This window comes from Herbaspirillum sp. GW821-FHT09A12 (assembly GCF_059418325.1).
This window is the reverse complement of record NZ_JBWKPR010000004.1, coordinates 15,932-31,062: the sequence shown is the minus strand read 5'-3', so window position 1 is coordinate 31,062 and position 15,131 is coordinate 15,932. Positions and strand designations below refer to the sequence as shown.

Here is a 15,131-nt window from a genome sequence, read left to right as displayed (position 1 = left end):
CTAGGTTCTACAAGAATGCGCCTGAAGAATTATTTGCTCGGCAAATGCCTGCGTCCGCTGGCAGTTTCACTGGTCGTGGCCATCGGCGCGGGGTTGAGCATCGCGCCCGCGGCCCAGGCGCAAAAGCGCCTGGCGCCCGATGCCGCTCCGGATGACATCTTCCTTGCGCTGCGGCAAGCGGCCGCCAGCGACAATGGCGCGCTGGCGCAGGATCTGGCAGGGCGCTTGTCGGGCTACGACCTGCCGTCGTATGTCGACTATTATCGGCTCAAACCGCGCGTGCGTGACTATTCCGCCAGCGAGCAGGAGATCCGCGACTTCATGGCCCGTTACGATGGCCAGGCCCTGGTCGACCGTCTGCGCAACGACTGGCTGCTGGCGCTGGGCAAGACCGGCAACTGGGCGCTGTTCGACGAGCAGTATCCCAAGTTCGTCCTGGACGACGACGTCCAGGTCAAATGCTTCGCCCTCAACTCGCGCGCGCTCAAAGGCGCCAACGTCGCCGACGAGGCGCGCGCGCTGCTGGTTTCTCCCAAGGATTACGGCCAGGGCTGCAGCGACCTGATCGCCACGCTGGCGCAGAACGGCCAGTTCACCGAGGCCGATGTCTGGTTCCAGATCCGCCAGGCTGCCGAGAATGGCAACACGACGGTCGCGCGCCGCGCTTCGGTGCTGGTCGACAATGGCGACGTCACCGTGCAGCAGGTCATGGACAAGCCGGCGCTGATGCTGGCCAAGGGGCCCGGCAGCGGCGTTGCCAACCACCAGCTCTACATCATTGCACTGGGCCGCGTCGCCCGCAGCAATCCGGCCCAGGCCGCCACCTCTCTCAGCGACCGCGCGCGCCAGATGACGGCGCAGGAAGTCGCGCAAGGCTGGGCGCAGATCGCGCTGGCCGCTTCCTACAAGCTGGCGCCGGAAGCCATGGACTACTGGCGCAAGACCAGGGATGCGCTGCTGACGCAGGATGCGCTGCAATGGAAGGTGCGCATGGCGCTGCGCGCGGGCGACTGGAAGAGCGTGCGCACGACGATCGAGAGCATGCCGGTGGCGCTGCGCAACGATATCACCTGGACCTACTGGCTCGGCCGCGCGCTGAAGGAAGACGGCCAGCACGACGCCGCGCGCCGCCTGTTCGAATCGATCTCCGCCAACTTCAGCTTCTATGGCCAGCTGGCGCTGGAAGAACTGGGCCAGAAGATCACCATTCCGCCGGGGCCGACGCCGCCGACGGCCGGCGAAATCGCCCTCTATTCGCAGAATGCCGGCTTCCAGCGTTCGCTCCGGTTCTACCAGCTCAACCTGCGCTTCGAGGCGATCCGCGAATGGAACTGGGAGCTGCGCAAGATGACCGACCGCCAGCTGCTGGCCGCGGCCGAATACGCGCGCCAGAGTGACGTGCTGGATCGCATGGTCAACACCTCCGACCGCACCCGCGCCGAGTTCGACTTCACCCAGCGTTTCCCGGCGCCGCATCTGTCGGAGATGAACGCGGCGACGCGTCCGCAGGGGATGGAAAATGCCTGGATCTACGGCCTGATCCGCCAGGAGTCGCGCTTCATCAAGAGCGCGCGCTCGCATGTCGGCGCCTCCGGCCTGATGCAGCTGATGCCGGCCACCGCCAAGTTTGTCGCCAAGAAGATCGGCATGACCGAATTCACCGCGGACCAGGTCAACGACATCAACACCAACCTGCTGTTGGGCACCAGCTATCTGAGCATGGTGCTCAACAACCTGGACGGTTCCGAAACCCTGGCCACCGCCGGCTACAACGCGGGGCCGGGACGCCCGCGCACCTGGCGCGCGACCTTGCCGCGCACGGTCGAAGGGGCGATCTTCGCCGAGATCATCCCATTCAACGAAACCCGGGGCTATGTCAAGAACGTGATGTCCAATGCGACGTACTATGCGGCCATGTTCGAGAACCGTCCGCAATCGCTCAAGCAACGCATGGGCACGGTGGCGCCCAACTCCAACGTCGCCACTGACCTGCCCTGATTCGAACCGGCCGCTGTCATGTAGCTAACGCAGGCGGCACAGGATACAGGAGGCGCAACATGGCAGTACGCAAGATCCTCGTGATTGGCGGCTCCGGCTTCATCGGCACGCGGCTGGTGCGGCGGCTGGGCAGCACCACCGATTATCGCGTCATGGTGCCCACGCGCCGCTACGAGCGCGCCAAGCGCCTGCTGGTGTCGCCGGTGGTATCGGTGGTGCAGGCCGATATCCACGACGATGCCGTGCTGTCGCAACTGGTGGCCGAGGCGGACGTGGTGATCAACCTTGTCGGCATCCTGCATTCGCGGCCGGCGCGCCGCGGCCAGCCCTACGGCCCGGATTTCGAACGGCAGCATGTGATCCTGCCGCGCCGCATCGTCGCCGCCTGCGTGCGGCACGGCGTGCCGCGTTACCTGCACATGAGCGCGCTGGGCGCCGATGCGCACGGCCCCTCGATGTACCTGCGCTCCAAGGCGGCCGGCGAGCGCGAGGCGCTGGCGGCGTCCGGCCTGGAGGTCGCCATCTTCCGTCCTTCTGTCGTATTCGGCGAGGACGACCGTTTTCTCAACCTGTTCGCCGGCCTGCAGCGGCGTTTTCCGGTGGTCCCGCTGGGCAGCGCCGAGGCGCGCTTCCAGCCGATTTACGTGGGCGATGTGGCGCAGGCTTTCGAAAGGGCGATCGTGCTGCCGCACATCGGCGGCAAGGTGTATGAACTGGCCGGGCCGACGCAATACAGCCTGCGCGAACTGGTGCAACTGGCCGGCTGGTATGGCGGGCATATGCGCCCCATCGTCGCCTTGCCGCCGGCGCTTGGCCTGTTGCAGGCCTGGGCGCTGGAACACTTGCCAGGCAAGCTGATGAGCCGCGACAATGTCGCTTCGATGCGGGTGGACAATGTCATGTCCGGCTCCATCGCGCCGGAGCTGGAACTGATTCCCACGGCGCTGGAAGACGTCGCGCCGGCCTGCCTTGCGCCGCGCGACGCCCAGCGCCAATTCGACCTTTTCCGCAGCAACGCAAGGCGCTGAGACGTTCGCTCCATTTGCGCCGTTTTCCGATCCAAAGTTCCGATCCAAAGAAAAGAGCCCCTATGCAAGATACAGAACTCGATCCGGTATTGTCCGCCACGCTGCGCAAGGCCGGGCGCCATCTGCCCACGCTGGTGATCGGCAACAAGAACTACTCGTCGTGGTCGATGCGTCCCTGGGTGGTGATGGCCGCGTTCGATATCCCCTTCAAGGAAGTGCGCGTGCTGCTGGACCAGCCCGACACCGTCGCCGAGATCGCCCGCTATACCGGTTCCGGCCGGGTACCGGTGCTGCTGGACGGAGATATCGCGATCTGGGATTCGCTGTCCATCTGCGAATACCTGGCCGAGCAATTCCCCGACCGCGGCCTGTGGCCCGAGCGCACCGACGCGCGCGCCATCGCGCGCAGCATCAGCGCCGAAATGCATTCCGGTTTCATGGGCCTGCGCAGCGCCATGAGCATGGACATCCGCGGCCGCTACCCGGGCCAGGGGCGCACCCCCGAAGCGCAGGCCGACATCGGCCGCGTTTGCGAAATCTGGGAAGAATGCCTGTCGCAGTTCGGCCACCATGAATTCCTGTTCGGCGACTTCTCGATTGCCGACGCTTTCTATGCGCCGGTGGTGATGCGCTTCACCAGTTACCAGGTGCCGCTGGCGCCGGCGCTGCAAGCCTATGCCGACCGCGTCAAGGCCCATCCCGCCGTGGCGCGCTGGATTACCGAAGCCTTGGCCGAGAAGGAAATCCTTCCCAACCACAAATGATGAAAACCTACACCGTCGGCGGCGCAGTGCGCGACGGCCTGCTGGGCCTGCCGGTGAAGGATCGCGACCATGTGGTGGTCGGCGCTACCCCGGAACAAATGCTGGCCCAGGGCTTCCGCCCGGTGGGCAAGGATTTTCCGGTGTTCCTGCATCCGGATACCCATGAGGAATACGCGCTGGCGCGCACCGAGCGCAAGACCGCGCCCGGCTACAAGGGCTTCGCTTTCCATGCCGCGCCCGACGTCACGCTGGAAGACGACCTGGCGCGGCGCGACCTCACCATCAACGCCATCGCCCAGGACCAGGACGGCACGCTGGTCGATCCTTATCATGGCCAGGCCGATATCGAGCGCCGCATCTTCCGCCATGTTTCCGACGCCTTTATCGAAGACCCGGTGCGCATTCTGCGCCTGGCGCGTTTCGCCGCCCGCTTCGCCGATTTCAGCGTAGCCCCTGAAACCAATGCCCTGATGCGCCGGATGGTCGACGATGGCGAGGTCGACGCGCTGGTGCCCGAGCGCGTCTGGCAAGAGATCGCGCGCGGCCTGATGGAGGCAAAACCTTCGCGCATGTTCGAGGTATTGCGCGGCTGCGGCGCGCTGGCGCGCATCATGCCCGAGCTGGATGCGTTGTGGGGCGTGCCGCAGCCGGAACAATGGCATCCCGAGATCGATACCGGCGTGCATGTGATGCTGGTCATCGATTGGGCTGCCGGGCAAGGCCATGCCTTGCCGGTGCGTTTCGCCGCATTGATGCACGATCTCGGCAAGGGCGCCACGCCGCCCGAAATGTGGCCGCGCCACCATGGCCATGAAGCGCGCAGCGTACAGCTGGCAGAGCAGGTATGCGCACGCCTGAAGGTGCCGGGCGATTGCCGCGACCTGGCGCTGATGACCGCGCGCGAGCATGGCAATGTCGGCCGCGCTTTCGAGATGCGCCCGGCCACGCTGGTGACGCTGTTTTCGCGCTGCGACGCCTTCCGCAAACCGCAGCGCTTCGTCGACATGTTGCACGCTTCCGAATGCGACCACCGTGGCCGCACCGGTTTCGAAGCCAGGCCTTTCCCGCAGGCCGCCTATCTGGAAGGGGCATTGAAGGCGGCGCAAGACATCGATGCCGGCGCCATCGCCGGCCAGTACCAGGCGCAGCCGCAGAAGATCCCGGAGGCGATCCATGCCGCGCGCAGCGAGAAGGTGGCGATTTTCGTTGCCGCCCGGCGGCCGCCGGCGCAGGGTTGAGAGATGGCCAATTCCTTTTTCTCCTGGCTGCAACGTCGGGGCGGCAAGCCGGAGGCCGGCGGCGATGCGCCGCATCCGGACTCGCAGCACAAGGCCGAACGGCCGATGGTGTTCGTCAAGGAGTTGTCGCCGAAGTCGCGCCGCCACCTGCTGCGCCATTTCCTGGCGCTGGAAGACAAGGACCGGCTGTTGCGCTTCGGCTCCAAGCTGTCGGACGACATGGTGACCCGCTACGTGGAGCACATCGACTTCGCGCGCGACACCGTGTTCGGCGTGTATGACCGCAGGTTGCGCCTCCTCGGGGTCGGCCACCTGGCATTCGCGCCGCGCGAGAGTTCGCGCATCAGCGGCGCCACCATCAAGCCGGTGGTGGCCGAGTTCGGCGTCTCCGTTTCGGCCGCCGCGCGCGGCCTGGGCGTGGGCACCAAGCTGTTCCTGCGGGCCGCCATGCGTTGCCGCAATGCCGATGTCGATACGCTCTACATGCATTGCCTGTCGTCCAACAAGGTGATGATGCATATCGCCAAAAAGGCCGGCATGGACATCCACCGCGACTATGGCGAGGCCGACGCCTACCTCAAGATCAGCCCCGCCAATTCGGCCACCGTGTTCCAGGAGGCGATGGAAGAACAGGCCGCCATGCTGGACTACATCGTCAAGGCCAATTTCAAGGCCTTGCTCAAATGGGGCGCGCGCGTGACTGGCCTCGGCGGCAAGGGCAAAGGGAGCGGCGGCCAGCCCTGAGCCGGCCCGCGCATTGCATGCCGGCATGACCGGCGGCGCAATGCGGCGCATAATATGCGTCTGACTTTGACAACGGATTTGCCATGAGCACCAATCCCAACACCGACGACTTTTTCGCCACGGTCGCGACAAAATCCGACAGCGGCGCATTGCGCGGCGACTACAGCCAGGCCGACGCCAACTACGTGGTGGCGCAGAACTGGGACAGCTACACGCCGGAGCAGCACGCCCGCTGGCGGCGCCTGTATGAGCGCCAGGCCAAACTGATCCCCGGCCGCGCCTGCGATGTCTTCATCGACAGCCTGAAGGCGCTCGATGTCTCGCAAGGCATCCCGCGTTTCGACCGCACCACCGAAGCCTTGTACCAGGCGACCGGCTGGCAGCTGGTGGCGGTGCCCGGCCTGGTGCCGGACCAGACCTTCTTCGAACACCTGGCCAACCGTCGCTTCCCGGTCACCGTCTGGCTGCGCGAAGAGCATGAGTTCGACTACATCGTCGAGCCGGACGTTTTCCACGACTTCTTCGGCCACGTGCCGCTGCTGTTCAACCCGATCTTCGCCGACCACCTGCAGGAATACGGCAAGGGCGGGCTGAAGGCGCTCAAGCTGGATGGCCTGGCCTATCTGGCGCGCCTGTACTGGTACACCATCGAGTTCGGCCTGATCCAGAGCGAACAGGGGTTGCGCATCTACGGCGCCGGCATCCTGTCCTCGGGCGGCGAGGTCGAGTATTGCCTGTCCAGCGACCAGCCGCGCCGCATCCCGTTCCAGGTCGAGCGCATCATGCGTACGCAGTACAAGATCGACTCGTACCAGGAAACCTATTTCGTGATCCGTGATTTCGAGCAACTGTTCAACGATACCGAGCCCGATTTCACGCCGTTCTACGAACAGCTGAAAACGCAGCAAGCGCTGCCGGCCGACACGCTGCTGGCGGGCGAGACCGATTTGCCGCCGAACCGCTGATCCGGGAGCGCGCAGGAAAGGAACAGAAAGGAAGCGGGAATAAAAAAGCGGATCTGACAGGGGAGGCCAGATCCGCGAGCTAGTGGTGCTTTCAACACTAGAGGGGAGGAACCTTGCACAGGGAGTGGATACCATTCAATCGCTGTTCAAGTGATTCTTATTAAACGCCAGCCGCGCAGCCCGTCCAATGTCTTTTACCGGTTGTTACATTCACGTCTTGCTTGTAACAACTCGCCTCTTTTTTCACAGCCGGAAATATTGTTGTTTTTCTCTTTCCGGCATTTTCTTCTTTGCAAACTCCCTCTTCCCGCAGGACGTGCGGAATTGTTTCCGGCTTGCCAAAAGAACCCCAAAAAACGCCGGAAACCCTGCTGCGACGCGCGTAGCGGGCTACCCATCGTTGTGCTACCTTGATTAATAAATAGAAACAAACCTGCGCCCACAAGGCGCCGGCGTTTTGACCGCCCGTGAAGCCAGGCCCACACCAAGCTCAGCGGCACAGGCGCATGTGAAACCAAGAACACGATTTTTGGCACGGAGACCGCATGAACGCACCCCTACCATCCAGCCAGCGGCTGTTGCTGGACGACGTCTCGCTGGACGACAAATACACCCTTGAACGCGGCCGTGTCTTCATGACCGGCATCCAGGCGCTGGTGCGCCTGCCGATGCTGCAGCGTGAGGCCGACCGCCGCGCCGGCCTCAACACCGCCGGCTTCATCACCGGCTATCGCGGCTCGCCGCTGGGCTCGGTCGACCAGACCGCCGAGAAGGCGAAGAAATACCTCGACGCCCACCAGGTCAAATTCCATCCGGGCATGAACGAAGACCTGGCCGCCACCAGTGTGTGGGGCACGCAGCAGGTCAACCTGTTCCCCGGCGCGCGGCACGACGGCGTGTTCTCGCTGTGGTACGGCAAGGGGCCGGGCGTGGACCGCTGCGGCGATGTCTTCAAGCACGCCAACATGGCCGGCACCTCCGCGCACGGCGGCGTGCTGGTGATCGCCGGCGACGACCACGCCGCCAAGTCCTCCACCACCGCGCACCAGAGCGAGCACATCCTCAAGGCCTGCGGCATCCCGGTGCTGTATCCGTCCTCGGTGCAGGAATACCTCGACTACGGCTTGCACGGCTGGGCCATGAGCCGCTACACCGGCCTGTGGGTGGCGATGAAATGCGTGACCGACCTGGTCGAGTCCGGCATGTCGGTGATGATCGACCCGGACCGCGTGCAGATCCAGTTGCCGCAAGACTTCGCGCTGCCGCCGGACGGCCTCAACATCCGCCAGCCCGACAGCGTGCTCGCGCAGGAAGCGCGGATGAACAACTACAAGTGGTATGCCGCGCTGGCCTACGCGCGCGTCAACAAGCTCAACCAGATCGTGTGGGACAGCCCGCACGCCAAGATCGGCATCATCACCGCCGGCAAGTCCTACCTCGACACGCGCCAGGCGCTGGACGACCTCGGCATCGACGAACAGGTCGCGCGCGACATCGGCATTCGCCTCTATAAGGTCGGCATGACCTGGCCGCTGGAAGCAGAAGGCGTGCGCGAGTTCGCCCAGGGACTGGAAGAGATCCTGGTGGTGGAAGAGAAGCGCCAGATCCTCGAATACCAGTTGAAGGAAGAACTCTACAACTGGCGCGACGACGTGCGCCCGCGCGTGGTCGGCAAGTTCGACGACACCGGCGAATGGAGCGGCTCGCAGCGCGAAGGCCACGGCAACTGGCTGCTGCCGGCCACCTACGAGCTGAACCCGGCGCAGATCGCGCGCGCGATTGCCACGCGCATCTCGCGCTACTTCGCCGGCCATCCGGTCGAGCAGCGCGTGCGCGCCCGCATCGCCTTCCTCGAAGCCAAGGAAGCCACGCTCAACATCAGCAGCAAGCCGGATCCGAATAAAGACCGCATCCCGCATTTCTGTTCGGGCTGCCCGCACAACACCTCGACCAAGCTGCCCGACGGCAGCCGCGGCCTGGCCGGCATCGGCTGCCACTACATGGTGACCTGGATGGACCGCGAGTCCAGCATCTTCACCCACATGGGCGGCGAGGGCGTGACCTGGGTCGGGCAGGCGCCGTTCACCAGCGAGAAGCACGTGTTCGCCAACCTCGGCGACGGCACCTATTTCCATTCGGGTTTGCTGGCGGTGCGCGCCTCGGTCGCGGCCAAGGTCAACATCACCTACAAGATCCTCTACAACGACGCGGTGGCCATGACCGGCGGCCAGGAGTTCGACGGCCCGCTCGATCCGGCGATGATCTCGCGGCAACTGGCGGCGGAGAACGTCAACCCGATCATCGTCGTCACCGACGAGCCGGACAAGTATCCGGACGATATCAAATGGGCCGACGGCGTCACCATCCGCCACCGCAGCGAACTCGACGCCGTGCAGCGCGAATTGCGCGAAGTGGCCGGCGTGTCGGCCATGATCTACGACCAGACCTGCGCCTCGGAAAAGCGCCGCCGCCGCAAACGCAACGCCTATCCCGACCCGGCCAAGCGCGCCGTGATCAACGAGGCGGTATGCGAAGGCTGCGGCGACTGCAGCGTGCAGTCCAATTGCCTGTCGGTGGAGCCGCTGGAAACCGAGTTCGGCCGCAAGCGCCAGATCAACCAGTCCTCGTGCAACAAGGACTACTCCTGCGTCACCGGCTTCTGCCCCAGCTTCGTCACCGTCGAAGGCGGCAAGCTGAAGAAGCCGGCGCGGATGCAGCCGGGCGCGGGCGTCGACGCGGCGCCGGCCATGCCCCAACTGCCGGAGCCGTCGCTGCCGTCATTGGCCGATCCCTACGGCATCCTGGTGACCGGCGTGGGCGGCACCGGCGTCATTACCATCGGCCAGATCATCGCCATGGCCGCGCATGTGGAAGGGCGAGTGTGCTCGGTGCTGGACATGAGCGGGCTGGCGCAGAAGGGCGGGCCGGTGATGTCGCACGTGCGCGTGGCCGACAGCCCCGACCATCTTTATTCGACCCGCGTGGGCACCGGCGCGGCCGACCTGGTGATCGGCTGCGACGTGATCGTCACCGCCGGGCGCGACGCCTTGTCGCGCATGGGCGAAGGACGCACCCATGCGGCCGTCAATTCGACCCAGATGCCCACCGCCGCTTTTGTGCGCAATCCCGACTGGCAATTCCCGGCCGCCTCCAGCGAAGGCGAGATTGCCAAAGCCTGCGGGCGCGACAACCTGGCGCTGGTCGATGCCGGCCGCATCGCCACCGCGCTGATGGGCGACGCCATCGCCACCAACATGTTCATGCTCGGCTACGCCTGGCAGAAGGGTTGGGTACCGTTGTCGGAAGCGGCCTTGCTGCGCGCCATCGAGCTCAATGCATTGCAGGTGGACTTCAACAAGCAAGCCTTCGCCTGGGGCCGCGTGGCGGCGCACGACATCGATACGGTATTGAATGCCGCCAGGCGCAACGGCATGACGGCGCAGGTGATCGAGTTCAAACGCGCGCCCACGCTGGAGGAGACGCTGGAGAGCCGTATCGGCTTCCTGACCTCTTACCAGAACGCCGCCTACGCGCGCCGCTACAGCGACTTCGTGCAGCAGGTGCAGATGGCGGAAAGCTTGCTGGGCGAGGCGGGGAACGGATTGAAGCTGACCCGGGCCGTGGCGCAATACCTGTTCAAGCTGATGGCCTACAAGGACGAATACGAGGTGGCGCGGCTCTACACCGATGGCGCTTTCCGCGACAAGATCGCTTCCATGTTCGAAGGCGACTACCGGATCAAATTCCATTTGGCGCCGCCCCTGCTGGCCAGGCATGACGATAACGGCCACCTGGTCAAACAGCAGTACGGCTCATGGATGATGCCGGCCTTCGGCGTGCTGGCGAAATTGCGTTTCCTGCGCGGCACCGTCTTCGATCCCTTCGGCTACACCGCCGAGCGCAAGCAGGAGCGGGCCCTGATCGAGGAATACTGCGCGACCATGTTGCGGCTGCTGGGCAAGCTCACTGCGGGCAACCTGGCGCAGGTCATCGCGGTGGCGCGCATTCCGGAAGACATCCGCGGCTATGGCCATGTGAAGGAACGCCACCTCAAGGCGGCGCAGCAGAAGGAGGCGTCGCTGCTGAAGATGATCGAGCAGCCGGCGTTGCAGGACATCGCGGTAACGGATGCGCCGGCCGGGCCGGATGGGGGCGGAAAGAAAGCGGCGTGAGGACTTGATGCGCTGTTGAACGCCGCCGGGCCCTGACGCAAGCCAGGGCCCGGCGAGGCTTGGCAACGCCGCAGACCGCCTGAAAGGGCATTTGAGCGACCCCGGACGGGATCGTAAACAGGTTCTAAGCCAGCCTGCCGCCGGTTACCCGTTCAATCCCCGCCAGATCCCGCCAGCTTTGCACCTCGGAAAAACCGGCCCCGGACAGCAATGCCCGCACCGCGGCCGCCTGATCGTAACCATGTTCCATCAGCAGCCAGCCGCCGTGCCTGAGGTGTGCATGTGCGCCGCCGATGATGCTGCGCAGGGCCGACAGGCCATCGGCATGGTCGGTCAGCGCGTCGATGGGTTCGAAGCGCAAGTCCCCTTGCGAGAGATGCGCGTCGCCGTCGACGATGTAGGGAGGATTGGATGCGATGACATCGAAGGCCGGTGTGGATGCATCCAGTCCCCGATACCAGTCGCTCAATATGAAATGGACATTGACGCCATTGGCGGCGGCATTCCCGCGCGCTACCTCCAGTGCCGCCGGACTGGCATCGAGCGCGGTGACGCCGGCATCCGCAAGGGTATGCGCGACCGCCACCGCGATGGCGCCCGAGCCGGTGCCCATGTCCAGCAATCGGCCATTGTGCGGCAGGCGTTCCAGCGCCAGTTCCACCAGCAGTTCGGTATCGGGACGGGGAATCAATACATCCGGCGTGACGCGAAAATCCAGCCCGTAGAATTCGCGCGCGCCGACGATGTAGGCAATCGGTTCGCCACGCAAGCGGCGCTCGAACAGGGTTGCCAGCGCAGCGGCCTCGGCGATGTCCAGCCGCCGTCCGGACTGGGTGATCAGCTGCACCCGCGTCAGCTTGAGCGCGTGGCACAGCAGGATACGGTTTTCGAGCGCATCCAGCGGCGCTACCTTCAACACCGTCGCCAGGCTGCAGCCGGCCAGGTTGGATGCATGTCCGCTCATGGGAAGGGGGTTCAGTTGCGCTTGAACATCGGGCGCAGCAGCACCAGGCCCAGCACCACGAACCAGATCAGCGACCAGGTCGGGATCTGCAGGCCGAACACCGGCGGCCACGGCGCCGAGCAAAAGCCGTCGGCGGTGAACACCTGCGGCAGGAGCTTGGCGGTGGGCAACTGGTTGAGCGCGGTTTCCAGCGGGTCGGTGGTGCAGGACACGCCCGGATGCGCCTTCACATACAGGTGCCAGATGGCGGTGCCGGCGCCGCCCAGCGCGGCCAGCAAGCCCAGCGCGGCGCTGGCGCGGCGTGCCGGGGCCGGCATGAAATAGCCGATCAGTGAAAAGGCCGCGACCAGCACGAACATGTAGCGCTGGATCACGCACAAGGGGCAGGGCTGCATCTCTTCGACGATCTGCAGGTACATGGCGAAACCGAGCAGCGCGATGCAGACCAGCGCCACCAGCAGGAAAACGGATTTGGATGATTTCATGAGTTGCTCGCTTTGTTATGAGTAATGCATCACCGTTGCATGCGGCATTTGCCGCACGCAAGCATGGATTGTAGTGAGGGATCGGATTGCCTGCACGCCGTCACCCTCATGGCGGTTGGTGCGTGGCAGTTGCTCAGAACCGCCGCCGCTGCAATTGGTTCCATACCCGCCATGGCTGGCATGGCAGCCGCATCCCGCGCCTTGCAAAACGTCAGCGGAATGTCAGCCAGAGCGTCGCTTCAGCCATCGCCCAGTTCCGCCAGCAACTCCGCCTGGTGTTCCGTGATCAGCGCATTGGTCAGTTCTTCCAGGTCGCCGTCCATGATGAAATCCAGCTTGTACAGCGTCAGGTTGATGCGGTGGTCGGTCATGCGCCCCTGCGGGAAATTATAGGTGCGGATGCGTTCGCTGCGGTCGCCCGAGCCGATCAGCGACTTGCGGGTGGCCGCTTCCTTGGATTGCTGTTCGCGCAATTGCACGTCCTTGATGCGCGCGGCCAGCACCTTCAACGCGGAAGCCTTGTTCTTGTGCTGGCTGCGGTCATCCTGGCATTCCACCACGATGCCGCTCGGCAGGTGGGTGATGCGCACCGCCGAATCGGTCTTGTTGATGTGCTGGCCGCCGGCGCCGGAGGCGCGGAAGGTGTCGATGCGGATGTCGACCGGGTTGATCTCCACGTCCTCGACCTCGTCGGCTTCCGGCATCACGGCCACCGTGCAGGCCGAGGTGTGGATGCGGCCCTGGGTTTCGGTGGCCGGCACGCGCTGCACGCGGTGCCCGCCGGACTCGAACTTCAGGCGTGAATAGGCGCCGAAGCCGGCGATGCGCGCGATCACTTCCTTGTAACCGCCCAGTTCCGATTCGGAGGAAGAGACGATTTCCACCTGCCAGCGGTTGCGCTCGGCATAGCGCGTATACATGCGCAACAGGTCGCCGGCGAACAGCGCCGATTCGTCGCCGCCGGTGCCGGCGCGTATTTCCAGGAAGATGTTGCGCTCGTCGTTCGGGTCCTTGGGCAGCAGCATCTTCTGCAGGTCGCCTTCCAGCGTTTCCATGCGCGATTTGGCGGTATTGATTTCTTCCTGCGCGAAGTCCTTCATGTCGGGGTCGGCCAGCAGTTCCTGCGCGGTTCCGATGTCGTGGCCGGACTGCACGTAGTCGAGGTAGAGCGCCACCAGCGGGCCCAGTTCGGCATGCTCGCGCGTCATCTTGCGATAGTTGTCCATATTGGCCGTGGCGTCTTCCTGCGCCAACAGGCTGTTGAGCTCTTCCAGCCGTTCGGCGAGCTGGTCGAGTTTGGCGAGCATCGATGGTTTCATGTGCTTGGGTAGGGTGAAAAGCTGTCTTGCGGAACCGTCGCGCCGGAAAGCAGGGCGACGGCAAGGCGGTGGCCCATGCGCGGGGCACGGGCGCGAAGAGGAGGGGCGCTAACGCTTGGTGCGGAACAGTTGCGGCAGCAGTTCGACCAGTTGGCTGCGCTGCTCGCCCTGGGCGTGATGCAGGGCCTGTTGCGGGCCGTGCAGGAACTTGGCGGTCAGGCCCCTGGAGAGGGCTTCCATCACCGCCTCGACATCGTCGCCCTTGGCCAGCATCTTGCGGGCGCGGTCGAGTTCGGCCAGGCGCAGCGCCTCGCCGGTTTCGTGCAGGTCCTGGATCAGCGGCACCATGGCGCGCGTGTCGATCCAGTGCATGAAGGACTGCACGCGCGTCTCGATGATGGCTTCGGCCTGCGCCACCGCGGCCTGGCGGTTCTCGACGCCGCTTTGCACCACCGAGGCCAGGTCGTCCACGGTGTAGAGGAAGACGTCGTCCAGGCGCGCGACTTCGGATTCGATGTCGCGCGGCACGGCCAGGTCGACCATGAAGATGGGCTTGTGGCGGCGCGCCTTGACCGCGCGTTCGACCAGCCCGAGGCCGATGATCGGCAGCGAAGAGGCGGTGCACGACACCACGATGTCGAAGCGCGACAGTTGCGCCGGCAGGTCGGCCAGGCGGATCGCGCTGCCGTTGAAGCGGTGCGCCAGCGTCTGGCCGCGCTCCATGGTGCGGTTGGCCACCGTCAGGGTCTTGGGGTTTTGCGCCGCGAAGTGGGTGGCGCACAGTTCGATCATTTCGCCGGCGCCGATCAACAGCACGTTCTGGCCCGAGATGGAATCGAAGATGCGCTGCGACAGCCGCACCGCGGCCGCCGCCATCGACACGCTATGCGCGCCGATCTCGGTGGTGGTGCGCACTTCCTTGGCCACCGCGAAGGTGCGCTGGAACAATTGGTGCAGGTAGGTGCCGAGTCCGCCGGCGGCGTCCGCCTGGCGCACCGCATCCTTCATCTGGCCCAGGATCTGCGGTTCGCCCAGCACCATCGAGTCCAGCCCGGAGGCGACGCGGAAGGCATGGCGCACGGCATTGTCCTGCGGCAGCGCATAAAGGAAGGGACGCAGGTCGGCGTAGGGAATCTTGTGGTACTCGGCCAGGAACTGCGCGGTGCGGTCGATGGCGAAATCCACGCCATCCCGGCCGGCCGCCGCGGCGGCATACAGCTCGGTGCGGTTGCAGGTGGAGAGGATGGCCGCTTCGCCGGCCGAGATGATGCGGTCGTTGCCGCCGAACCAGGCGCGCGCCGCCGCCACCGCCTGACCGATCTGGTCAGCGGGGAAGGCCACTTTTTCGCGCAATGAAACCGGCGCGGTAGTGTGGTTGAGTCCGACGGCGAGCAAATGCATGGAATGACGCGGCTTTCGATGCCGCTGGGCTTGAATTCAGGGCCAAAATCGGC

General features: G+C 65.0%; 11 protein-coding genes. 7 read left to right on the top strand and 4 right to left on the bottom strand.

Annotation, left to right across the window (positions count from 1 at the left end; all coding sequences use genetic code 11):
* The first annotated feature begins 15 nt into the window (after positions 1-15).
* The 7 genes from AC07N6_RS12300 to AC07N6_RS12270 all read left to right on the top strand — a co-directional run bounded on the left by AC07N6_RS12300 (position 16) and on the right by AC07N6_RS12270 (position 10,909).
* Positions 16-1,998, top strand: coding sequence for a lytic transglycosylase domain-containing protein (locus tag AC07N6_RS12300; RefSeq protein ID WP_494781693.1), 1,983 nt, complete (start codon positions 16-18; stop codon positions 1,996-1,998).
* A gap of 59 nt (positions 1,999-2,057) precedes the next feature.
* The gene (locus tag AC07N6_RS12295) at positions 2,058-3,026 is read left to right on the top strand and encodes a complex I NDUFA9 subunit family protein (RefSeq protein ID WP_494781694.1); all 969 of its coding nucleotides are present in this window, start codon (positions 2,058-2,060) and stop codon (positions 3,024-3,026) included.
* A 62-nt stretch (positions 3,027-3,088) separates the two neighbouring features.
* Positions 3,089-3,790: a glutathione S-transferase family protein gene (locus tag AC07N6_RS12290; RefSeq protein WP_494781695.1), complete on the top strand. Its 702-nt coding sequence runs from the start codon at positions 3,089-3,091 to the stop codon at positions 3,788-3,790.
* The gene (locus tag AC07N6_RS12285) at positions 3,790-5,028 is read left to right on the top strand and encodes a multifunctional CCA addition/repair protein (protein ID WP_494781696.1); all 1,239 of its coding nucleotides are present in this window, start codon (positions 3,790-3,792) and stop codon (positions 5,026-5,028) included. The genes AC07N6_RS12290 and AC07N6_RS12285 overlap by 1 nt, the downstream gene beginning before the upstream one ends.
* A gap of 3 nt (positions 5,029-5,031) precedes the next feature.
* Positions 5,032-5,772, top strand: a complete 741-nt coding sequence (locus AC07N6_RS12280; protein WP_494781697.1) for a GNAT family N-acetyltransferase — start codon at positions 5,032-5,034, stop codon at positions 5,770-5,772.
* 83 nt (positions 5,773-5,855) lie between these two features.
* Positions 5,856-6,737, top strand: a complete 882-nt coding sequence (gene phhA / locus AC07N6_RS12275; protein ID WP_494781698.1) for a phenylalanine 4-monooxygenase — start codon at positions 5,856-5,858, stop codon at positions 6,735-6,737.
* 545 nt (positions 6,738-7,282) lie between these two features.
* Complete coding sequence (locus AC07N6_RS12270; RefSeq protein ID WP_494781699.1) at positions 7,283-10,909, top strand: indolepyruvate ferredoxin oxidoreductase family protein; 3,627 nt, start codon at positions 7,283-7,285, stop codon at positions 10,907-10,909.
* A 124-nt stretch (positions 10,910-11,033) separates the two neighbouring features.
* On the opposite strand, the gene prmC is transcribed toward AC07N6_RS12270, so the two are convergent.
* The 4 genes from prmC to hemA form a co-directional block, all read right to left on the bottom strand.
* Entirely contained in the window at positions 11,034-11,873 is an 840-nt protein-coding gene (gene prmC / locus AC07N6_RS12265; protein ID WP_494781700.1) for a peptide chain release factor N(5)-glutamine methyltransferase, read from the bottom strand.
* An 11-nt stretch (positions 11,874-11,884) separates the two neighbouring features.
* The gene (locus AC07N6_RS12260; RefSeq protein ID WP_494781701.1) at positions 11,885-12,358 is read right to left on the bottom strand and encodes a disulfide bond formation protein B; all 474 of its coding nucleotides are present in this window, start codon (positions 12,356-12,358) and stop codon (positions 11,885-11,887) included.
* A gap of 239 nt (positions 12,359-12,597) precedes the next feature.
* Positions 12,598-13,677 carry a peptide chain release factor 1 gene (prfA, locus tag AC07N6_RS12255; protein WP_494781702.1) on the bottom strand — a complete coding sequence of 360 codons (1,080 nt, stop codon included), beginning with the start codon at positions 13,675-13,677 and terminating at the stop codon, positions 12,598-12,600.
* Between the two features lie 108 nt (positions 13,678-13,785).
* Positions 13,786-15,078: a glutamyl-tRNA reductase gene (gene hemA / locus AC07N6_RS12250; RefSeq protein ID WP_494781703.1), complete on the bottom strand. Its 1,293-nt coding sequence runs from the start codon at positions 15,076-15,078 to the stop codon at positions 13,786-13,788.
* Positions 15,079-15,131 lie beyond the last annotated feature (53 nt).